At 39.1% G+C, this 22,926-nt stretch carries 23 protein-coding genes; 15 read left to right on the top strand and 8 right to left on the bottom strand.

The window, feature by feature from the left end; genetic code table 11:
• Position 1: 1 nt before the first annotated feature.
• From A4245_RS01945 to A4245_RS01935, 3 genes are read right to left on the bottom strand one after another with little or no spacing between them, the layout of a single operon-like run.
• Positions 2–1,198, bottom strand: a complete 1,197-nt coding sequence (locus A4245_RS01945; RefSeq protein ID WP_067725151.1) for a Ger(x)C family spore germination protein — start codon at positions 1,196–1,198, stop codon at positions 2–4.
• Positions 1,188–2,297 (bottom strand): GerAB/ArcD/ProY family transporter, encoded by a 1,110-nt coding sequence (locus A4245_RS01940; RefSeq protein WP_067725149.1) that lies wholly within the window; start codon positions 2,295–2,297, stop codon positions 1,188–1,190. The genes A4245_RS01945 and A4245_RS01940 overlap by 11 nt, the downstream gene beginning before the upstream one ends.
• 15 nt (positions 2,298–2,312) lie before the next feature.
• Complete coding sequence (locus tag A4245_RS01935; RefSeq protein WP_067725147.1) at positions 2,313–3,854, bottom strand: spore germination protein; 1,542 nt, start codon at positions 3,852–3,854, stop codon at positions 2,313–2,315.
• Positions 3,855–4,042: 188 nt separating this feature from the next.
• Between A4245_RS01935 and A4245_RS01930 the strand changes: the two genes are divergently transcribed.
• Entirely contained in the window at positions 4,043–4,669 is a 627-nt protein-coding gene (locus tag A4245_RS01930; protein ID WP_067725146.1) for a flavodoxin family protein, read from the top strand.
• A 61-nt stretch (positions 4,670–4,730) separates the two neighbouring features.
• Here the strand turns inward: A4245_RS01930 and A4245_RS01925 are convergent, their stop codons facing one another.
• From A4245_RS01925 to A4245_RS01915, 3 genes are all read right to left on the bottom strand, one after another.
• Positions 4,731–5,030, bottom strand: coding sequence for an AbrB/MazE/SpoVT family DNA-binding domain-containing protein (locus A4245_RS01925; protein WP_067725144.1), 300 nt, complete (start codon positions 5,028–5,030; stop codon positions 4,731–4,733).
• Positions 5,031–5,211: 181 nt separating this feature from the next.
• A complete protein-coding gene (locus tag A4245_RS01920) occupies positions 5,212–5,571 on the bottom strand; it encodes a SpoIIAA family protein (RefSeq protein ID WP_067725141.1) in 360 nt (119 codons plus the stop codon).
• 183 nt (positions 5,572–5,754) lie between these two features.
• Positions 5,755–6,138: a DUF2512 family protein gene (locus A4245_RS01915; RefSeq protein WP_067725139.1), complete on the bottom strand. Its 384-nt coding sequence runs from the start codon at positions 6,136–6,138 to the stop codon at positions 5,755–5,757.
• 196 nt (positions 6,139–6,334) lie between these two features.
• On the opposite strand from A4245_RS01915, the gene A4245_RS20730 reads away from it, so the two are divergent.
• Both A4245_RS20730 and A4245_RS01910 read left to right on the top strand, forming a co-directional pair.
• The gene (locus A4245_RS20730) at positions 6,335–6,460 is read left to right on the top strand and encodes a hypothetical protein (protein WP_267886888.1); all 126 of its coding nucleotides are present in this window, start codon (positions 6,335–6,337) and stop codon (positions 6,458–6,460) included.
• Between the two features lie 101 nt (positions 6,461–6,561).
• Complete coding sequence (locus A4245_RS01910) at positions 6,562–7,107, top strand: YqjF family protein (RefSeq protein ID WP_084268630.1); 546 nt, start codon at positions 6,562–6,564, stop codon at positions 7,105–7,107.
• Positions 7,108–7,364: 257 nt separating this feature from the next.
• Here A4245_RS01910 and A4245_RS01905 read toward each other — a convergent pair whose 3' ends face one another.
• Positions 7,365–7,889: a methylated-DNA--[protein]-cysteine S-methyltransferase gene (locus tag A4245_RS01905; protein WP_067725137.1), complete on the bottom strand. Its 525-nt coding sequence runs from the start codon at positions 7,887–7,889 to the stop codon at positions 7,365–7,367.
• 151 nt (positions 7,890–8,040) lie between these two features.
• Here A4245_RS01905 and A4245_RS01900 point away from each other — a divergent pair, with 151 nt between their 5' ends.
• The 12 genes from A4245_RS01900 to A4245_RS19545 all read left to right on the top strand — a co-directional run bounded on the left by A4245_RS01900 (position 8,041) and on the right by A4245_RS19545 (position 19,902).
• Entirely contained in the window at positions 8,041–9,444 is a 1,404-nt protein-coding gene (locus A4245_RS01900; RefSeq protein ID WP_067725134.1) for a sodium/glutamate symporter, read from the top strand.
• 338 nt (positions 9,445–9,782) lie between these two features.
• Entirely contained in the window at positions 9,783–10,001 is a 219-nt protein-coding gene (locus A4245_RS01895) for a hypothetical protein (protein WP_067725132.1), read from the top strand.
• Positions 10,002–10,217: 216 nt separating this feature from the next.
• Entirely contained in the window at positions 10,218–10,877 is a 660-nt protein-coding gene (gene queC, locus A4245_RS01890) for a 7-cyano-7-deazaguanine synthase QueC (RefSeq protein ID WP_067725130.1), read from the top strand.
• A complete protein-coding gene (queD, locus tag A4245_RS01885) occupies positions 10,877–11,344 on the top strand; it encodes a 6-carboxytetrahydropterin synthase QueD (RefSeq protein ID WP_067725128.1) in 468 nt (155 codons plus the stop codon). The genes queC and queD overlap by 1 nt, the downstream gene beginning before the upstream one ends.
• The gene (gene queE, locus A4245_RS01880) at positions 11,337–12,065 is read left to right on the top strand and encodes a 7-carboxy-7-deazaguanine synthase QueE (protein ID WP_067725126.1); all 729 of its coding nucleotides are present in this window, start codon (positions 11,337–11,339) and stop codon (positions 12,063–12,065) included. Before queD ends, queE begins: the two co-directional genes overlap by 8 nt.
• Positions 12,066–12,843: 778 nt before the next feature.
• The gene (locus tag A4245_RS01875; protein WP_067725124.1) at positions 12,844–13,428 is read left to right on the top strand and encodes a glycerol-3-phosphate responsive antiterminator; all 585 of its coding nucleotides are present in this window, start codon (positions 12,844–12,846) and stop codon (positions 13,426–13,428) included.
• Between the two features lie 12 nt (positions 13,429–13,440).
• Positions 13,441–14,259, top strand: a complete 819-nt coding sequence (locus tag A4245_RS01870; protein WP_067725123.1) for an HAD-IIA family hydrolase — start codon at positions 13,441–13,443, stop codon at positions 14,257–14,259.
• A 243-nt stretch (positions 14,260–14,502) separates the two neighbouring features.
• The gene (locus A4245_RS01865; protein ID WP_067725122.1) at positions 14,503–15,474 is read left to right on the top strand and encodes a phosphate/phosphite/phosphonate ABC transporter substrate-binding protein; all 972 of its coding nucleotides are present in this window, start codon (positions 14,503–14,505) and stop codon (positions 15,472–15,474) included.
• A 147-nt stretch (positions 15,475–15,621) separates the two neighbouring features.
• Complete coding sequence (phnC, locus tag A4245_RS01860) at positions 15,622–16,368, top strand: phosphonate ABC transporter ATP-binding protein (RefSeq protein ID WP_067725121.1); 747 nt, start codon at positions 15,622–15,624, stop codon at positions 16,366–16,368.
• Positions 16,369–16,393: 25 nt separating this feature from the next.
• Complete coding sequence (gene phnE / locus A4245_RS01855; protein WP_067725120.1) at positions 16,394–17,251, top strand: phosphonate ABC transporter, permease protein PhnE; 858 nt, start codon at positions 16,394–16,396, stop codon at positions 17,249–17,251.
• Complete coding sequence (gene phnE / locus A4245_RS01850) at positions 17,248–18,033, top strand: phosphonate ABC transporter, permease protein PhnE (protein ID WP_067725119.1); 786 nt, start codon at positions 17,248–17,250, stop codon at positions 18,031–18,033. The genes phnE (A4245_RS01855) and phnE (A4245_RS01850) overlap by 4 nt, the downstream gene beginning before the upstream one ends.
• 201 nt (positions 18,034–18,234) lie before the next feature.
• Positions 18,235–19,902 carry a metallophosphoesterase gene (locus tag A4245_RS19545; protein ID WP_199860636.1) on the top strand — a complete coding sequence of 556 codons (1,668 nt, stop codon included), beginning with the start codon at positions 18,235–18,237 and terminating at the stop codon, positions 19,900–19,902.
• 246 nt (positions 19,903–20,148) lie between these two features.
• Here A4245_RS19545 and A4245_RS01840 read toward each other — a convergent pair whose 3' ends face one another.
• Positions 20,149–22,917 (bottom strand): UPF0182 family membrane protein, encoded by a 2,769-nt coding sequence (locus tag A4245_RS01840; RefSeq protein ID WP_067725118.1) that lies wholly within the window; start codon positions 22,915–22,917, stop codon positions 20,149–20,151.
• Positions 22,918–22,926: the final 9 nt, after the last annotated feature.

Genomic DNA, 22,926 nt, shown 5'->3' with positions numbered 1-22,926 from the left:
GTTATTCCTTATCCCCCTCTTTTTTTAACTGAATGGTATTCCCCGGTTCTCTCAGAGTTGCAGTGACATTAAAGGTGACATCACTTTTTGAAAAATAGTTTTCTCCATGATCCCAATTATCTTTCACTTTTTCCCATAATTCATAGTGATGGCCTCGAAGGTGGTCAGCGAAAGTTAAAACATCAACCTGCAAATCATCCTTCACCTTTTTAACCGTATCTGTAGCTGTTTGTTCAATTTTATCCTTTAACGCCTTCTCAAACTTTTCGAGATTTCCTTTTTTGTAAAAATCCTTGTTCCCTCGGTATTCAGTCAATTGGGCTTCTACTTCGACATCCACCTGAAATTGTAAATTTTGTTTATCTTTATTTGTAAGCTTAATTTTGCTGCTGCCTTCCAGCACTATAAATCCCACCAATTCTCCTTCCAGCTCTGCCGTGACACTTCCTAATTGCTCCTTACCAGTAATATAGTTCAGTCCCTTGACTTCATCACCTTTAAGTGTATCTACTATCTTACTTGTATGGCCATCAAAGACTGCAACTCCATCATAATTGATACTGTTATCCGAAAAAATGGCAAGTTGGGGTATTGTAAAACTTCTGTTATTCAACAGCTTCTCTTGTATGTCCCCAACTCGAAACGGTTCAATTGTTTCTGGTGTTGCAGGATTTTCCATCAATTCACTTATATATCTTGCGGGTATTTTCTCATGTTCTGGTTCGATGTCAAGCAGTCCTTTAGCCTTTTGATCATTGCCATCCGCAATCGCGAGCAATATCCCTCTTCTCATGCCCGGTTGTCGAAGGAAAACATCCATAATATCAACAAATAAACCCTCTTTTTCTGAAATCTGCCCGGAGACAAGTACCACGTCCAAATGCTCTGTATTTATCCGACGATTTTCCTGCCTGGAGATATCTGAGTTAATCCCAAATATGCTCTCTCCGGTTTGGCTTAAATTACGAAACGCCTTCCCTCCCCCGCCTTCTGATGCTGTACCTATTGCACTAGGTACAGCAAATTGAAGTGTCATTTCATATACAGGTCTATCCCCTTCTCCTTTTTCATCTGCAAAATCAATTGCAACTCCGGACAGCAACGCCCGGTCCTCCACTTCTATTTCGTCCCAGCATCCAGAAATAAGCATAGCCAGTAAAACGTGTATAAGTATCAGGATGTACTTTTTATTTACCACTTTGTTTGACTCCTTTTACTTTAACTATTATCCAAAACACAAGTGCCACCATTCCTGTTAATCCCCAGCCATAATAACTCGCGAAATCCCCGACCTTCCCAATATCCAGGAAATCATTTGGAAGTGATGCAATAAAGTATATGAAGGGCGATAACACTAATATTATTTTTATTTTAACTACTTTAGAAAAAATAGAATTCAAGGCTATTACAGAAACATCAAACGCCATCGCAGCAGTGTTGAAAATTGCCATAATCCAGATGATAAAAAATAACGATTCTATCCGTTCGAAAAAGCCACCTGGAACTTCTACCGTTTTGGCTAACTCGATAAGCGGGAAGCGAATATTCGCGGTTGCCGTTTCCCCAAATACAACTATACAGGTTACATAAATTAATATATATAGACCGACTGCCCATGACATGCCGAATGCGGCCATGGCAGGTGCTTTTTCAGGCTTCTTTACTAATGAAATATAGAAAAACAAGATCCCAATCCCGGTAAACGATGTTGTACTGGCCAACGTTCCTTGTAAATATCCTCGAGCATCTGTCTTAAAGACAGGCAATAAATGTTCTGTATGTATAAACCCTAAGGAAAAAAAAATCAGCAATATGGTTGCAGCAAAAATGATCGGCAAAAACATGGCATTGAGACGGAACAGTCCTGCTCGGGAACCCGAAACAGCATACACGACGACAAGTAAAAAACACAATGAGACGACTTCTTGCGGTGTCTGATCAAATAAGTACTGATGCGAAATATCTGAAATAGCACGGACTTCAAAAGCTGAAACGATGATTCCTTGAATAGCGAACATAAAAGTTAAGACGATTGCTACTGGTTTTGTCACCAGATAGGATGCATAAGAAAGAAAGGATTGGTTGGGAAAGTTTGCAGCCAATTTTGCGACAAGCCAAACTAACAGAATTGCTATTCCTCCCCCAATTACGATAGAAACCCATCCATCCGCTGCTATCGTTTTATCAGCAAGCTCTCTTGGGAAAACAATAATTCCTATTGCAATCACCATAGAAGGAACGGCGATCATAATATCACGTGATTTAATTTTCTCATCGCCGTATTTAAAAGTACTCATACCCTATTCCTTCCTTTAATTCGATTTTGTCTCTTTTGACTGATCATCTGTTGTTTTAAGGAAAGCCGGTCGCTGTGTCAATTTTGTAACAGGAGCACGAAAAATCAAGTCCTTCCAGTCAGTAACAAAAATCGGAGCAAATGGTGCAACGTAGGGGACACCAATACTTTTCAAGTTAACAAGGTGAATATTGACCATAATGTAAATAAGGACAATGCCATACAGACCTAATATGGAGGCTGCTATCATAAAAGCAAATCGTAACATCCGGAATGTAATTGCAACACTATAGGAAGGAACACTAAAGGTTGCGATTGCTGTCAAAGCTGTAACAATAACCATAAGTGTACTAACAATTCCAGCGCTGACAGCCGCTTCCCCAATTACCAGTCCACCGACGATACCGATTGTCTGCCCGATCACCTTTGGCAGTCTGATCCCAGCCTCATGCAGGATTTCAAAAGTCACCGCCATTAATATTGCTTCAATGGCTGCCGGAAAAGGTACACCTTCACGCGATGCTGCAATGGAAAACACAAGTGTACTGGGAAGCATTCCCGGATGATAGGAAACAAGCGCAATATAAATGGCAGGCAGGAAGATGGCAATAAAGGCCGAGAAATAGCGAAGCGTTCTCAGCAATGTTGCCGATAACCAACGTTGATTATAGTCCTCCATCGAGAATAATGCTTCTCCCAGTGAGATTGGAGCAAGGAGGACAAAAGGAGTTCCCTCCACTAAAATCGCAACCTTCCCCTGCAGCAATACAGCTGAAACTTTGTCTGGTCGCTCTGTGTTCAAGAATTGCGGGAATATCGATAAAAAACTATCCTCTATCCATTGTTCTACATATGCTGAATCGGAAGCAATATCGACATCAATCGTCTTCAGTCTGCGCTCTATTTCTTCTACAATTTCAGGGTTTACGATTCCCTCCACATAACTGACAACTAATTTTTGCTTTGACCTTCTTCCGACTTCATGTTGTTTAAAGCGCAGATTTGGATCCTTAATATCACGGCGGATCAACGCAAGATTCGTTTCGATACTTTCAACAAATCCATCCCTTGGTCCCCGAATCAATGTTTCTGAGTCAGGCTCTTCAATGGAACGGGTTTCACCACCTGAAGTGCCCATTAGTAAAACGGTTTCCATTCCATCTATATAAAAAGCTGTGCCTCCGTTTAAAAGAGCTAAAGATACCTCGTCCATCGAGTTTGCTTTTTTAGTGTCTGTAATCGCTATTACTTCCTCAAAAATCTTATCCAGTACATTTGATTCAAATTGCTTAAGATTAAGCTGTATGGTCTTTAAAATATTATTGTTAATTAGATTTTTATCTGTTAATCCATTTATGTACATGATTGCTGCTCTTGTTTCCAAACCACCTATCATCAGCTCGCGAACAACGAGGTCACCTGGGTTCCCAAGCATTGTTTTCATATTTTCCAGATTATCGTCAAGGCTTTTCTTTAGTTTTGCACTAAACTTAGGTTGCTGTGTGTCCTGGTTACTTTGCTTATTCTTTTTCTTTCTGCTGAAAAAAGATCTCGCCATGTAATCCCCTCGATTAAGTAAGATAGATTCTACCCCTTTTCTTTCCCATAACGGTCTTTTTTTATACAGGAATAGGATGATAGCATGCTTTGCCCTCTGGATATGATCAGATGATTGTCCGAGCAAACGCATATTTGAAGGAGATTCGGGGTAGAGAACCTACATAATTAAAAAAAGGAGTGATCTTCTTGGAAACGCTAAAAGCCTTAATTTTGAATTGTTCTTTAAAGAAATCTGAGGAACAGTCAAATACGGATGTAATGCTGAAAGATTTTACGAATGTATTTGACAGCAAACATATGAAGTCAGAGGTAATTCGTGTAGCAGATTATAATGTCGCTTATGGGATTGCGGCCGACATGGGCAATGGTGACGAGTGGCCGAAATTACTCGAAAAAGTCAAACAGGCCGATATTTTAATACTGGCTTCACCAGTCTGGCTCGGTGAAAAAAGCAGTATTTCAAAAAAAGTTCTTGAACGTTTAAACGGATCCAGCAGTGAAACAAATGAACAAGGCCAGCCTATTTTTTATAATAAAGTGGCTGGAGCCGTTGTTACCGGTAATGAGGATGGAGCGAAAAATGCAGCTGGCGATCTTATTTTTGGCCTTGCACAGCTTGGATTTGCCATCCCGCCAAATCCCATTGCATATTGGGTTGGAGAAGCCGGACCGAGGCCTTCCTATATTGAAGCGGAAGGATATAAAAGTGACTTTACCCAATCAAACATTCAAATGGCGAGCCACAACCTTGTTCATTTGGCAAAAATTTTACAGGAGCACCCTATCCCTGCTGAAGGCAATGTTTCTGAATAGAAATCAAAAACCTCTCATTCTTTGAGAGGTTTTTGATTTCAACAATCTTACTATAATATTTTTAATCAGGCATGATCACGAAAGCATTCTTCTCCGGTTCCACATACAAGCACAGCTCTGTTTTATCGCTAATATCGAGTAACCTTCTAAATTCGGCAGGAATCGTAATTGTTCCATATGGTGAAATATACCGTTGATTTTCAGTCGTATCATTTTGACAGTGACATATCCATATTTGCCTTCTCCGCATACGGATTTCAACCAATTCTCCACAGTCGAATCCAAGTTCAACCCGCCATTTCTTTGGAAGATTAATTAACCCATGATTATTGATTGTTTTACATTTTTGCAGGGAATACATATTACTCACCTCTACAATATGTATTAGCCTCATATTGTAAAAGAAAACCTGTTTTAATAAACTGTATTCCGGTTGTAATAAAGTGAAATTTCAATTAGACAATTTTACATCCCACATCTGATATTTCCCTGAATAACCAAATTTTTGACTGGAGGTTATTCGTGCTGCATGCGGGATAAAACTATCTTTGCATCATCCACGACCAGGCTTCTTCCAGCTGACTTGAAGCAAAATGTTCTGTAGTGACGCCAGGTAAATAATCACCTATTTTCACTGAGGTTTTTATCCAATTTTCATCACTGATAATGGCGAATTTCCTGAACTGCTTCCACCGTTTCGCATCAAATTTCACGCCTTCCGTAAAGCCTTTCAGTGTCGTACCATCTATTTCCTTAATTACCGCCAAAATATTAAAAGGAGCATCATCCCCAAACTCATTCTTCACATATTGATCAAGTCTCTGTGCATCCTCTTTTGTCGCATTCCCTTCAATCTCTACTGGAATTGTATGGGGATCCCTGCTCGGCAGAAATGTAAACATACTGAATCGCCTCCATATCCTTGTTTTTCATTTGATATCTACCCCTTGCTCCTCTGGATTGAAATTAGAAAACTTGGTTGTCACCATGCCTTTCGGTGACGGCCTTAGCTGCACTTTTGCAGGTTGGTAGTTTATACTTAAAAGGACTGTCCAACTGGTAAGGACAGTCCTTGCTAATACTTATTAAAAATCGGATGAAGTTTCATATCTTCGGTTCGTACCGTAATCTTTCTTCCTAATATACTCATGGAAGAAATATTCACCGATTGCCATAATCAGAGCTGAGATAATTGCCGCTCCAGCCATTGTCCCTGCATCAAGACCTGTAAGGGGTATTCCCAACAGCCAAAGGACCAGAAAAGCCATCCCCAGATCGGCTCCTGTAGCCGTCATATTAGATGTTTTCGGCAGAATATATAGATCCCCAAGTGCGTAGGAAATGACACCTAGAATAACTGTGAGCAACAAAACATTCCAAAAGGATATTCCGAAGCCAAGTCCCAATACCAAATACAGAACGACAAGTGTCATAATCCCTTTAACTGCAATTGCTTTTCCATGATTCACCGTGTATTTCCTCCTTTATATTGGAATCTTCTTACATCATACTCATTCCCGCTTCACATAAATTTACTCCTCTATGTGGAATTTTTTACCTGGATAATCAGTAAAATGAAACCTGCAAGAAAGGTCATGTTTGCAAGCGAAAGAAATAGGTTAATTAAATTACATAGTCAATATTCGTTAAACTGGAGGTGAAATAATGGCTGACGAAACTAAAAACAACAAGCATAATGACGATTCAAAAGAACAGAAAATAAAGGAAAAGGATCCTGAGCGTGATATCAGTCCACAACGGGAGGATAATTCCAGACCCAAGCAAAAATAGATTGCTTGCCTTAAGGAAATGATAACTGTAATTACTGATCAAAAGCCCTGGCAGAAATACCAGGGCTTTTCAGAAAAGATTGTTTTTAAAGGAGAGGGAAAATGTCCAACGATATTCTGAACACCACTGAACATCGTGACGATCGGTTGCCAAAAGGAGCATGGTTAATGACTCAAAAATGGGAACACTTATTATTCATGCATCTTCCTGTTTCAAGGGAAGTAATCAAAGAATTTATTCCCGACGGTTTGGAGTTGGATACGTATCATGATAAAGCATGGATTTCCATTATCCCTTTTCAAGTTAATCATATGCGGCTCCGTTCAATGCCACCGATTCCTTTCCTGCATTCTTATCTCGAGCTTAACGTTCGCACATATGTAAAACGTAATGGTGTGAAGGGAATTTACTTTTTCAGTCTGGACGCAAATCAGCTGCTTGCGGTAATTGGAGCCAGAATAGCAACGATACCTTATCATTATGCGAAGATGAAGATGAACAAAAAGAAAGGATTTTTTCATTACGAATCGATACGCAAAGGAAAAACAAAGGCCAATTTTAAAGGGGCTTACCGGCCAATTTCCGAACCCTATTATCCGGATAAGGAAAGCCTGAGCAGCTGGCTGCTTGAAAGGTATTATATGTAGTCCTATCGCAATAACTCACTGTTTAGGGTGGACATACACCATAAGCAATGGAAAATACAGGACGTTGAGACTTATATCGAGGAAGAAAATATGAAGCCATTTTTACCGGATGATACTGATATCGGAAATCCACTCTTTCATTATGCCCCATCGATAAAAGTGTTGTTCTGGCCTATAAAGAAAGTAGAATAAAAAGCTTCCGGCACCAATGCAGCGAGAAGCTTTTTTATTTATCGCCAAGTCAGATTGGGATTCCGCTAATCGAGCGACCTTTCCAGTTCAAGCAGTCTCTCCTTCATCGGGATACCTCCACGATAACCGGCCATTTTTCCACTTTTGGCGATTACCCGATGGCAAGGTACAACAATCAGCACAGGATTAGATCCGATTGCCGTTCCTACAGCCCTGACTGAAGCAGGCCTTTTGATTTGTTCTGCAATAGTGGAGTATGTCGTTGTTTTTCCAAATGGGATTTTTTGCAGCTCTTCCCAAACAGCAGTTTGAAAAGCAGTTCCGATTAAATCAATCGGCAAATTGAAATGCTCCCTCTCGCCTTTCAGGTACTCCAGCAGCTGTTCCTTATAATCTGATAATCTATTCGCATCTTCAATTAATCTCGCGTCGGGCCTGCGTCTCGCAAACCAGCTTTTCATTTCCTCGTAACCTTCATTATAGGAACCAACAAAGCAAAGCCCTTTTTCTGTTGCCGCAATATAAATAGACCAGTCATCCGCAACTATTCGCCCATAATAAACTTCTTCCTGCACATCGCTTTTCAACATTCTGACCTCACTCTCTTTTTTTATAGTCACCCTTATACAATAAATAGTAAACCATTATTGAAAGGAATAAAACTATTTATCTATTGCTTTAGTTTGAGTGACAGGAATCTGGGGTAAAACCATATAAACCTTTTAGAAAAGGAGTAGTAAAATGAACCCGAATGAGATTGGATTCGCGCTGCTGTATCTTGGGTTGTTTCTTCTAATCGGAAAATGGGTGAGAGTTCGGGTAAAATGGCTGCAAAATCTATTTCTGCCATCCTCTGTCATTGGTGGATTTATAGCTTTAATACTAGGCCCACAGGTTCTTGGCAGAGTATTGGAGCCTTATTTGGGAGAGCAGTCATTTTGGGCCACAGGCATGATTACCCCGGAAATCATGGATGTGTGGGGCGAACTGCCGGGTCTGATGATCAATGTCGTATTTGCTAGTCTATTTTTAGGAACCGTACTCCCCGGTCTATCAAAAATATGGAGAGTCGGTGGACCTCAGCTTGCTTTTGGATGGACATTGGGCTGGGGACAATATGTCGTTGGGATTCTGTTGACATTATTGGTGCTGACCCCGTTTTTCGGGATGCCACCAATGGTTGGAGCCCTCATTGAAGTATCTTTTGAAGGTGGTCACGGTACAGCTGCAGGTCTTCAGGGAACGTTTGAAGAAATGGGTTTTCCGGAAGCCTATGATCTTGCAATCGGACTCGCAACGGTAGGTATTTTATCAGGTGTCATCATAGGAATTATCATTATAAACTGGGCTGTCCGAAGAAACAAGACAGCTGTCATAAAAGATGTAGAAGGCTTTTCCGCTTTAAAAAAGGCTGGAATCGTTGAATTTGAAAATAGAGAACCCGCAGCAAAAATGACCGTGCGTCCCGAATCGATTGAACCGCTTTCCTTACATTTCGCTGTAATTGGTGTCGCAATTATAGTAGGTTATGTGCTGCTCCAAACGCTCGTATGGGTTGAAGCAACTGTATTTGGTTCGGACTTCATGACATATGTACCGTTATTCCCCCTTGCAATGATTGGTGGAATACTCGTACAGTTATTTTTTAATAAGATTGATAATACCGATGTATTAGATCGACAAATGGTCAGTCGGATTCAAGGGTTTTCTCTGGACGTACTGATCTTGGCGGCAATTGGAACTGTATCACTGGATGTTATTGGAAGCCACTTCATTCCGTTCCTTCTACTTGCCATCGCCGGCATTGCATGGAATGTAATTGCATTCTTTGTGCTTGCACCAAGAATTATACCAACCTATTGGCTTGAGAGAGGGATTGGAGATTTTGGACAATCAATGGGAATTACAGCAACCGGTCTGCTTTTAATGCGTGTTGCCGATCCGAAGGCAGAAACCCCTGCTTTCGAAGGGTTTGGTTATAAGCAGCTTGTTTTTGAACCATTTCTTGGTGGCGGACTTGTAACCGCCCTGTCTATTCCACTTATTTTCCAGTTTGGACCATGGCCATTTCTCATTCTCGCAAGCATCATGTGCCTTACCGGCTTACTGGCAGGACTATTTTATTTCGGTAAAAAGAAAAGCTAAAATCTAACCCCAGCCAATTAAGGTTGGGGGTTTTTTTGGGCTGATAGGATAATAAAACTTTCCATCCTGCATCCAAGTGCAACTAAGGCTGTCACCGAAAGGCTTGGTGACAGCTAAGTTTTCTATGTTTATTCCACTTTGGGAGGGTATATACCCCTGTTCTTCTGGCTGTATACAAGGCTGCTACCAGTTTTAGACGCGGGTAAATCTATAGAGAACCTGGGGAAAAAGTTATATATAAAAAGTGTAAGATAGTAATTTATACATTTTTGCGTCTTAATTTAATTTGTTACAATTATGCTTATTCACAATAGTAATTTGGTTAAGGGGACGAATAGATGAACTACTTGGAAATCGCACAAAAACATAACCTTAATCTAATTGAGGTAAGTATACTTATTCAGCTAGAACAAAGATACCCACAGGCAGTAGCAATTGAAGAAATAACAAACGACGAAAAGGTTTATTGGAAAGTCAGAAAGAACGTCAATGAATTAATCCAAAAAGATTTTATTGAGAAGGAAGAGCAGAAGTACAAGATTAAGAGGATATTTTAATTGGCCGTATGGAAAAATGAATGATTGTGCATGAGGTAGGAATATCTGTTACAATCAAAAGGGAAACATAATAAAAAGTCTGCAATAATTGCAGGAGAGGTTCTAGCTACACCCTCTATAAAAAACTAAGGTTGGAACTGTACCTCCCTTATAGGTATGGTTTTTTTTATTTGGGTGAGCAGATTCTCTTTTTCTATATGAAAGGGGAATTTTTTTATGGGAAAAAATAAAGCTGTCGTCGTATTCAGTGGTGGTCAGGATAGTACCACCTGCTTATTTTGGGCCTTGAAAAAATATGATCAAGTAGAAGTGGTGACATTTGATTACAATCAACGGCATAAAGAAGAAATCGAAGTAGCAAAGGAGATCGCTGCTGACCTGAACGTACGGCATCATGTTTTGGATATGTCGCTTTTAAGTCAATTGGCTCCAAATGCGTTAACACGTGATGAAATCGAAGTAAAAGATGGGGAGAATGGAGACCTGCCTTCTACTTTTGTTCCAGGCCGTAACCTGCTCTTTCTTTCTTTTGCCACCATTTTGGCAAAACAGATTGGGGCAAAGCATATTATTACCGGGGTTTGTGAAACAGACTTTAGCGGTTACCCTGACTGCCGTGATGTTTTTGTTAAATCACTAAACGTAACACTGAATTTATCAATGGATGATCAGTTTGTAATCCATACACCATTAATGTGGCTGGATAAGGCAGAAACCTGGGAACTTGCCGACGAGCTTGGTGCCTTTAACTATGTCCGGGAAAAAACACTTACCTGTTACCATGGTATTCGTGGCGAGGGATGTGGGGAGTGTCCTTCATGTAAGCTGCGGAAAAATGGACTGGATAGCTATCTGCAAAAGAAGGAGAATTCCTGATGTACGGATTTACCATTGTGGAGAACTTGCAGAAGATGGACAAAGACATTAAACAGCATGAGCTAAAATATCATAAGAAACGTGTCCTGGTAAGTAAGGAATTCACGTTCGATGCAGCCCACCACCTGCACTGCTATGAAGGCAAATGTAAGAACTTACACGGACACACGTACAAGGTTATTTTTGGACTTAGCGGGGTTCCCGACGAGATTGGCATTGTCATCGATTTTAGCGAAATTAAGAGAATTTGGAAAGAACAAATTGAAATTCACCTTGACCATCGCTATTTAAATGATACTCTTCCAAACATGAATACTACGGCCGAAAATATGGTCGTCTGGATTTATGAAGAGATGGAGAAAGCACTCATCAATAATTCAAATGAATGCCGAGTAGAATTCGTTAAACTCTATGAAACACCGACAAGCTATGCCGAAGCAAGACGGGAGTGGATGATAAATGAATAAGTTTCCGATACTTGAAATCTTCGGACCAACCATTCAAGGGGAAGGAATGGTCGTCGGTCGAAAAACAATGTTTGTAAGAACGGCCGGCTGTGATTATCGTTGTTCTTGGTGTGACTCCGCTTTCACATGGGACGGCAGTGCAAAAGAAGAAATTGAAAGATTGACCGCCGACGAAATTATTACCCGCCTTAAACAAACGGGGGGAGAGCATTTTGATCACGTAACCATTTCAGGTGGAAACCCGGCACTTCTGGCCAATTTAAATGAACTAGTGGAAGCATTACACAAGTTAGACATGGAAGTCGCCCTTGAAACACAGGGCAGCCGCTGGCAGAACTGGTTTCTTTCAATTGATGATCTCACCATTTCTCCTAAACCGCCAAGCTCCAAAATGAACACAAATTTTGAAACGCTTGATTTTATTATTGAAAAATTAAAAATCAATAATCGCCTTAAAAATACTAGTTTAAAAGTTGTCATTTTTAATGATGAGGATATATCCTATGCAGAAATGGTGCATGAACGATATCCAGAGCTTTCCTTTTTCCTACAGGTTGGAAATGATGACCTGACAGAAAATGAAGCACCCAACCTTGCCAACAAACTTTTAACCAAGTACGAATGGCTGATCGACAAGGTTGTTGCATCAACTAAGTTGAATCATGTTCGTGTCCTCCCGCAAGTACATGCCCTTATCTGGGGGAACAAACGCGGAGTGTAGTGGACCAGGGGGACAGGAACACTGGTCCACTTTTAGTCCAGAACCAGGGGGACAGGAACATCGGTCCTAATTAATCTACTTAAAAGTGGACCGAGGTACATAGTCCCCGTGGTTCTGCATCTAATGAGTAGATACCATACAGTGAAAAATTATTTTAAAATACCTACACAATGGAAGCACTAGAACCGTCCCTCTGCTTCTTTTTCCCTGTCCCCGTGGTTCACTTGGTAATTTGGTTAACCCGGGCTTTTTTCGGAACATCTAAACAAGTAATTGAAACCCAAAATTCCTCTGTAATTTCGGTGGATTTGAAACACATGCTAAGTCAGGGTCGACGTCTTGTTTAATTGATTTAATCTATCCCATTTTTAGACGTTCATTTACATATTATTTGATATATCGGATGACCTACGTGTAAGGATATAAAATTTTAGTTATCTTTATTATGGAGGATCGCTATGCTGATACGGTTACAACTTAGTATTTGAACTAAATTCTATTGTATTAAAACCTAGGTAAAGTGCGCTTATTCGGTCTTATTTTTTGTCGATAACCAAGTCAAAAAAACATTTACAACCTATTAATCTTGAGTTAATACCGAGTTCACAATATACAGTTAAAATTAAGGAAAGAAAAATAATTAGTTTAATTATATAAAAGTAATTCATATTTTGTTTAGCGCGATGAACTAGAGAAAGCACTAAATAAAAAGTGACACTTGAAGTGTGAAGTGCCAACTTTTTATGTAGTGTTTTTCTTATTTAGAAGGGGGAAATAAATGAGTCTCTTACATTTAATCGGAAAAAAACCTATTATTGCAGCATTAAGAGATATCGATGATTTTCAGAAAGCAATAGATAGTAATGTGGATAATATCTTTTACATGGGAGGAGACGTCCAACAGGTTATTGAAGGTGTTAGACTTGCGAAAGAGCACAACAAACGTTCATTTATACACATCGATTTAATAAAAGGCATATCCAATACGGATAAAGAAACCATTTCATTTATTAAACACTATATACAAGCGGATGGTATTGTTACACCTAAAAAGCACTTAATCCGAGAGGCAAACAAACATGAACTATATGCTATATTTCACTTGTTTATTCTTGACTCGCTTTCAATGATGAATGGGACGAGTGTTGTTGAATCTGTTCAACCAGATGCAATCGATCTTATGCCTGGGGTTATTCCAAAAATAATTAATAAATTTGCAACCGATTTTATAGATATCCCTATTATTTCTAGTGGATTAATACAAACTGTTGAAGAAGCAAAGATTAGTTTGGATGCTGGGGCTACTGCACTCGCAGTGAGTAATGGTGATTTATGGAATTTAACTTTTGATGAACTAATTTAAAGGAGTCAATAAATGATATCACTTTCGGAACTAAAAGCATTTTTCTTTGATTTAGATGGTTCCATATATCGTGGAGCAGAACCCTTTCAAGGTGTTATCCCCTTGCTTAATCAGCTTAGAAAGTATCATAAAACAATTGGATTTATAACGAATAACTCCACGCATACAGCAAGAGAAATAAAGGAAAAATTAAACAAGATGAATATTATTGCATTCGAGGAAGAGATTATTTCAGCTACAGATTATATGGGAATATATCTAGCTGATAATTTCGGTTCATTAACGCTAAAAGTGTTTGGAACTAAAGCACTTCAAGACTCAATAGAATCAAAAGGGCATACGGTTTTACCTGTATTAAGCAAACAAAATCCAGATATGATTGTCATCGCAAGGGATACTACCTTTAACTATGACAGTCTAAAATATATTGTCAATGCAATAAAGTCAGGGGTAAAGGTTATTAGTACCAATGTAGATACGCATCACCCAGGCACTAAGGGCGAGATTATCCCGGAAACAGGATCAATAACTGCTGCTATTGAATACATTTTCGGAATGGAAATACAACATATTGCAAAGCCGCGACCTTTCATATTTAATTATGCGATGAAAAAATTTTCTTCAAACGCAGAACAGAGCATCATGATTGGTGACAATTACAATACGGATATTACAGGAGGATATTTTGCAGGCATGAAGACAGCATGGATTAATGTAAGTGGTATACCTCGAGGCCCTAAATCATCTGTTGCTTTTAATGTAAAACCGACAATCATTATCAATGAAATTCGAGAATTTATAGAAATATATCATTCATCAAAACTTTTATAATTATTTGATATTATCTTAATAGAGGATTAACATTGTGACGTTATAATTAAAATATAAGTAAATACGAAATTGAAATATTCAATTTTTGTTTAGCGTGATGACCTAGAGTAAGCACTAAATAAAAAGATTAGGCACTTGTAGTCCTATCTTTTTATTTGGTGCTCTTTTTATTGTAAGGAAAACAACATCTCTTTATTTCACAACTAGCGTGAATAATTTTTAATTAAAAAGGAGGAAATAGAAATGAAAATGAAAATGAAATCGATGTTTGTCAAAAATCTTGTTTTTTTTGCTGCAATGCTCGTAATGATTTTGGTGTTAGTTGCTTGTGGGGCAGAAGCAACTTCAAATGAGGAAAGTGACGAAGAAGCTGCTAGCGGAAATTGGCCTGAAAAGTTAGTTTTTACACCTATCCCATTAGAAGATCAACAAGAATTAACCAATCGATATGAACCTTTTGCTGAATATTTAGAGGAAGTGTTAGATATTCCGGTTGAAATCTATCCAGCTACAAACTATGCAGCGACTGTAGAAGCTATGCGTAATGGCCACACCGATCTTGGTTACTTTGGTCCTTTTGCTTATATTCATGCAGAATCGAGAGCTAACGCTGAAGCATTTGCAGGTGGAATTACAGAACCTGATGAAGAACCAACTTATGAATCATACTTTATTACCCTTGAAGATTCGGGTATTGAGTCCATCGAAGACTTAGAAGGAGCATCGTTTTTGTGGGCAGATCCGACTTCAGCATCTGGACATCTATTTCCAAAAGCACATTTAGTGAATGAGTTGGGGATTGAAGTAGACAAAGTTGATGATATGTTTGGTGAAGTTGCTTTCTCAGGTAATCATGAAGCATCTATGCTTTCTGTATTAAATGGAAATGTTAGTGCAGCTGCTGTGTATGATGTTACTTACAATATGATTCTTAGAGAGAACGCAGATCATCCAAATATTGATAATTTAGTTATTATCGAAAAAACCGACCCGATTCCTTTGCCTCCATTCACAGTGCGTGGTGACCTACCTGAAGACTTAAAGGAAACCATAAAAGATGCATTTTATGATGCGATTAATGTACCTGAGTTACAAGAGTTTCTGGAGGATACTGGACACGGTGGAGGATATGTAGAAGTAAGTGATGAAGACTTTGAAGTCGTTCGTATGACAGCCGATGGACTTGGAATGTCGCCAGAGGAATTGTTAGATTAATGATTGAAAACATGTGATTAGATAGTAGATTGAGTCTGCAGGAGTTATTCAGCAGCTCGATCTATATAGTTGAATTAATTTTATAATCCTTCTGATTCACAAAATTGATTTGGATAGCTTTTTAATTCGTAATGGGGGATCGAAAAAATGGAAAATGAATCGATACTCGTCCTTAAAAATATACAAAAGACTTATAAAGACGGAACAGCAGCATTAAAAAAAATTAACTTATCTATTACGAAAGGCCAGGTTGTATCTATTATTGGCCCTAGTGGATCAGGGAAGAGCACCTTAATTCGTTGTATCAATCGTTTAGTCGAGCCAACATCTGGGGCGATAGAATTTGAAGGAAAAGAAATTATGAAATTACGTGGAAAGAGTTTGAGAAAAGTTAGAAGTAAAATTGGAATGGTATTTCAAAGCCATAACTTAATAAAACGGGCTCACACGATACAAAATGTGCTACATGGTCGTCTTGGCTATACGGGAAGCATCAAAGGCAGTTTAGGTATGTTTGAAAAAAGAGATGTTGAAGTGGCACTTTCGATTTTGAATCGAGTTGGTATAGAAGAGTTTGCATACAAAAGAGCAGATGAATTAAGTGGTGGACAACAGCAACGTGTTGGGATTGCTCGTGCTATTTGTCAAAAACCGTCCATTATTATGGCAGATGAGCCTATCGCAAGTTTGGATCCATCTGCATCACGTACAGTAATGGAGTATTTACGAAACATATGTAAAGAGGACGGTATTACAGCAATTATTAACCTGCACCAGGTTGAATTTGCTAAAGAGTTTTCTGATCGAATTGTGGCGGTAAAATCCGGTGAAATTGTTTTTGATGGTACCCCTGATGAATTAATGGAAGCAAAAATATTTCAAATCTACAATTAGATGATAAAAGAAGAGGAGGATTCTTATGGGGAATTCAGAAAAAATACTTTCCTCAAAAAATGATGTTAAGACTTTTTATCAATCAAAATCATCTCCATTTGAGGATTATAAACAGCGAAAAAGAATAAGAACAACAAAGAAAGCTGTTATTTATTCGTTTTTAATTGCTGTTGTCATATGGGCTTGGTATGGAACAGAATTTACAATGTTGAGCTTTATTACAGGGATAGGCAATATTGTGAATTTCATTGCTTTTGATATGTCTCCTCCAGACTTTTCAGTACTAGGAACATTAATAATCCCTGTAATGGAAACTATTTATATGAGTATAGTTGGCGTTGTTATTTCAATTTTTTTCTCTATTATATTCGGATATTTAGCAGCAACAACAACATCCGTACATCCCGTCGTAGCTCATATATTTACTTCTATTATTAGTTTTTTACGTTCTATACCAGCAATAGTTCTAGCCATGTTTTTAGTAGGGTCATTCGGTCTAGGGAGCTTTGCTGGAGCTATTGCTCTTGGGATCTCTGGTATAGGGATTTTAGGCAAATCTTATAAGGAAATACTTGAAGAAATTGACATGAGACAGGTAGAAGCTTTGAAAGCAACAGGTGCCGATTGGTTACAGATTGCCGGTCAAGCAATCTGGCCTCAATTTAAACCTGGGTTTGTGAGTTGGTCTTTTTACAAAATGGATCTTAATATTCGTGAAGCAGCAATCCTGGGTATGATTGGTGCAGGAGGGATTGGTTATTCTCTGCAACTTAGTATTAACCTATTTAACTATGAGCAAGCAGCTACTGCAATTCTAATGATATTCCTTCTGATTGTTATTGTTGAATACATTACCCTGAAATTAAGGAGACACATGTTATGACGGCGAAAAATAACAGTTGGATAAAACATATTAGACATCCCAATGCTTTAATCATCATTGCAATCCTTTTCGTATTTAGTTTTTCACAATTGAATATAACATTTACACAGTTTTTCGAATCCTTTGAGCGAGGGAAATATATGTTAGATCGAATGTTCCCGCCACAAATATCTGAACCTATGATTTTATTTGAGGCTGTCATTCAATCGCTCCAGGTTGCGGTGGTTGGGACTGTTCTTGGAATTATTATTTCTTTGATTCTAGCTATATTTGCCGCATCAAATCTATCACCTTATCCTTTGGTAAGCTATGTCATTAAAGCCTTTGCTGCATTTGTGCGTTCTGTACCTGCTCTGATTTGGGCAATGTTATTCATTATTGCTGTCGGTTTCGGACCTACACCTGGTATTTTAGCGATAGCTGTTAATAGTATAGGGATGCTTGTAAAAGTTTATGCTGAATCGATTGAGGAAATGGACGTCGAAATCATCGAGGCGATTCGTTCCACGGGTGCTTCTCCCCTTCAAGTTATTTTCCAAGGGGTGTTTGCATCAATTGTAAGTATATTAATCTCATGGTCTGTTTTTAGATTTGATATTAATGTCCGGTATTCATCAATTCTTGGTGTTGTTGGTGCAGGAGGAATCGGGTGGGAATTAATGGCTGCAACACAGTCTTCTCGATATGATCTTGCTCTAGGAGTTACTTTTGTAATCTTTCTAATGATTATTTCCATAGAGTATTTTACTAGATTTATTAAACGTCAATTAGAGAGTATTTAATAACTTTCGTTGAAAAACGAAATCAGGAAAAATTACTAAAATGCTATAAACGTAAATAATAACCAAGTGTATTTTTAAGGAGGTGATTGGCTGGGATAGAAGACCTATAATAAATAACTCTATTATAGCTCCTGCGAATTTATTGACATGGTAAGATAATCAGGTGAATTTAATCCAAAAAATTAAAAAGGAATGGTGTACATGAAGAAAACAATTAATTTCGTTTTTGTTATGACGATGATTTTCAGTTTATTGGTAATTCCTTATCTTCCAGGATTAAACAATGCAGAGGCAAAGGCAGAGGCTAGCTCTTCAGCTTTTAAAATTGCTATCCTGCCAGACACTCAAAACTATGCATCAAGGGAATTAGAAATCTTTAACACTCAAACGCAGTGGATTGTTGACAATCATGAGGAAGAGAATATCGAATTTGTCGCTCACTTGGGAGATATTGTTAACAATAATAATGTACCCCAGTGGGAGTTCGCATATAATGCAATGCGAGCTTTAGATGGAGTTGTTCCTTATTCTGTTACACCTGGAAATCATGATATGGGTGATAACGGCTCAGCAAATACACGAGATACCACTTTATATAATACGTATTTTCCGGTAAGCGATTATTCTGGAACAGAGACTTTTGGTGGGGTTTATCCAGCAGAACCAGATAACTATGATAACAATTTTCATACCTTCCATGCTGGAGGAACTGATTGGTTAGTGCTTTCGCTAGAATTCGGACCTAGAGATTCTGTATTAGATTGGGCTAATGAGGTAGTTTCTTCTCATCCCGAACACCGTGTTATTGTAGTAACGCACGCTTATATGTTTTCTGATGAGACTCGTTATGGTGAAGGACATGCCTGGAATCCGCATAATTATGGTGTAGGTTCAGACCCAGCTGGGGTTAATGACGGGGGTGAAATGTGGGATAAATTCGTTAAAAAACATCCGAATATCTCAATGGTATTGAGTGGGCACGTGTTGAATGATGGCCAAGGTCGTCTTGTATCTGAAGGAGACTATGGTAATCAAGTCTATCAAATGCTTTCTAACTACCAGATGCTACCAAATGGAGGAGAAGGTTTTCTACGTCTACTGGAAATTGATCCAGAAGCAGGGACTATAAATGCAACTAGTTACTCTCCTCATCTTGATGAGTACAAAACCGACTGGCAAAATCAATTTGAATTTACAAACGTTGATCTTGGTACACCTGATTCAGATGTTAAAGCTCCAAATTATATGTTGAAGGAAGACTTCGATATTGAAGAAGCGTCATACTGTAAAAGTGAACATAAGAAATTTAACTGTAATGGGAATTTGGAAAGATGGACTACAGTAGATGAAGGAACGATTGATGCACCATCCAATTGGTCGATAGTGAGAGGCGAATTAGTACAGTCTTCTAATATCTATGGTCCGAATGTTCCTGCTGTTGACAATCGTAAGGGTACCTTTGCATATTACGATCATGGTCGCGCGCTCAATGCTTGGGAGGATTACTCATTTAAAGCTAATGTACGCTCCACCGATGATGACGGAATTGGCTTAATGTTCCGCTATCAGGATCCCGATAACTACTATAAATTAGATTTAGACCATCAGCGTTCATTCATCAAGCTTTTCAAAGTCGTCGATGGAGTGGAAACTACACTGGCTCATGTAGAAAGACGAGGATATGTTGTAGGCGCCAATTTTGAACTAGAAATTAAGGTCGTTGGCAATGAGATTCAGGCGTTCCAGGACGGAATCGACATATTTGGAGAGCCCATTATAGATGATTCACATTCGACTGGTACGATAGCTTTATATTCTTGGGGAAATGCGAGTAGTCACTTTGACGATGTACGGGTTACAGAAGAATAAAAAGTAAAACAGGGAATTTGTAGAATCTAACGAGAAGAAACACGGATTTTCATTGAAAGGCTTTGTAGAGAAGAATCTCTACAAAGCCTTTTTGATGTGCCCGGCATGGGCTATAACTAGGTGGTGTAAGTCCACTACACGCTGAGGCCCACAGGGACAGGAACACTGGTCCATTTAATCTACTCAAAAATGGACCGAGGTTCCTGTCCCCGTGGTTCAGTCCCCATGGTTCACTGTCCCCATGGTTCACTTCACTTGTTCCAGTCGTCTTTCAATTTCTGACATAATTTCGGCTGCTTCTTCCCAGTTCCCATTTGAAAGAGCATCCTGATAGTCACCAAATAGCTCAGAGAATTCCTGCAGTATTTGATCTGAATCTCCGGATGGTACTTGTGAAGGTGTTTCCTCTTCTTCCGGTTCTCCTTCGATATCTTCTGTTGATGGTCCTTCAGGCTCTAGGTCACTCTGATCGATTTCCCCGCCGGCTAATTCAAGTATGCGATCCAATGCTTCATCGAACGTTGCTTCCATGACGATATAATCCTGATAAGCAACGACCACTTGTTTTACTTCCGGCAATGATGTTTCATTGGAGGATTCAATATAGATTGGTTCCACATATAGCATTGTATCGTTAATCGGGATGGACAGCAGGTTTCCGCGAATGACTTGGGAACCACCTTGCGACCAGAGGTTTAACTCTTGAGAAATAACGCTGTCCTGGTTAATACGATTTTCGATTTGCTGAGGACCATAGACGTTTTCCTGTTTTGGAAAACGGTAGACAAATTTTTCCCCGTAATGTTCGCCATCATTCCGTACACCAATCCACCCGATCATATTCTGACGGTTTCTAGGTGTGTATGGCATCATGAGGATAAATTCTTCTTCCTCATATTCTGGAAGTTTCATGGTTACATAATATGGTTCCATTTCAATATCTTCATTAAAATAATGCTCTGTTGGGAATTCCCACCGGTCTTCCCGATTATAGAATATCTCCAGATTGGTCATATGGTACGTACCATATTTGTCTGCTTGAATCTTAAATAACCCTTCTGGATAACGGAAATGGCTTTCCACATCTTCCGGAATTTCTGTTGTAAACAAATCAGGGAATATATTTTGATATGTCTGAAGCAGTGGATCATCCGGTTCGGTAACAAAGAAATTGACTTCTCCGGTGTACGCATCAACCAGAACTTTCGCTGCGTTTTTAATATAGTTTTTGTTGCCTTCGTAGTTTTCCGCGTACGGATAGCCTTGATCTATTAAATAAGCGTCAATAATCCAGGCTAATGTGCCATCATCACGTACAATGATATACGGATCCTCATCATAGTCGAAAAATGGTGCAATTCGATTGATCCGATCCACAATATTTCGGGTATCGAGCAGTTGACTGTCACCCGAAATCTGGTCTGAGACGAGCATACGGAATGATCCTTCATTTATAGAAAATAACAGACGGTTCCAGCCGCTAAGCGGAATCCCCTTATCCGCTTCATAGCGATTGGTCATATTTTCATCACCAGACGGATAGTCAAATTCATTGACTTCTGAATTTACGATGACATTTGGATAATCCATTTCACCAAAGTAAATTTGTGGAAGCTCAACGTCCACAGTCCCTTCTGGCGGGAGATTCTTTACAATATACTCTGGCTGTCCTTGGGAAGTGATCTCATTGACTTGACTCATCGCTATCCCGTATCCATGCGTATAACGTAATGTACGGTTCACCCAGGTTTGGGCTTGTTCCGGCAGGTCAGCTGTGTTTAGTTCCCTAGCACCAAGAAACACCTGCTGATACTCTCCGTCAATTTCGTACCGGTCAACATCAATATCATTAAATTGATAATAGGTACGGAACGTCTGTAATTGGTTGTAAATATCAAGCAATGGTCGTGCATCATTGATCCGTACATTATTAATTGTTAACTCATTATTCTCAATCATATCTTCATCCAGTGTATCCTGATTTCCCGGATGTTCCGAAACATCGATATTTTCGAGATCATAGGCTTGCCTTGTGTAATCCAAATTATGCTGTAAATAAGGCTCTTCACGCTGAAATTCATTTGGCTCTACAAGATAGTTTTGCACCAGCACGGACGCCCCTTGCCCAAGAACAACGAGGGCAATATAAGCAACAATCGGAATCAGCATGGAATTGAAATTGCCTTTTCTTAATGCAAGAATGACCCAAACAGCACCGATAATCGATACGGCAGCTAAGATATAGGAAACAGGAATATTAATGATGCGGTCGGTGTAACTCAGGCCGTGGACCACACTTCCCTGAAAAATATTCACCTGATTGGACAGCAGCGTTTGAAATGGTGTCAGCAAATGAGAGCCAGCTAACAGCACACCGATAACGGCAATCGTCAGCCCTAGGTGAATTTGTGCCGAACGGTTCATCCGGTAAATATGAAACACCGAATACGCTCCAGCCACAACTAATAACATGAAGAAACCTAATCCAAGTAAAATATTAATGATCATTTCTAAAAATGGCAAAACAAACATATAGAAAGAAATATCTCTGTTGAAAATAGGATCGCTTTCCCCGAATGTTTCATAGTTTAAGACTTTTAAAAGTGGTTCCCAGCCTACACCCTGGACAATCACACTGCCAATAAGGCCTGCGAAAACAGCAATTACGATTATAATCCCATTCATGACCATTTTCTTCTGATAGAAAAATGCCGGAAGCTGATTCGGGTCAAAATGGCTTAAATACGATCTGCGCACCCAAAACACGGTCAGCCAGGTTACGATACCAAAGATGACAAAACCAGCAGCACCAAGCATAAGTTTGCTGCCCAAAACAGTCATGAAAACAGTGCTAAAACCAATGGAATCCATCCAAATATACTCTGTGACCCACTGGAAAGCGACAGTACCTAAAATGAAAAGAAGAAACAGAACTACAATAATTACCCCAGACCAACTGCCGAGCTTTTGTAACTTTTTCATTTGATTACGATTTATGTTTCTTTTAAATTCCATATATCCTCC

The sequence above is a fragment of the Oceanobacillus damuensis genome, from assembly GCF_001618145.1.
GTDB classification, from domain to species: Bacteria; Bacillota; Bacilli; order Bacillales; family Amphibacillaceae; genus Oceanobacillus; species Oceanobacillus damuensis.
Note: the sequence above shows the minus strand (reverse complement) of the source record. Positions and strands in the feature narration are given on the sequence as shown.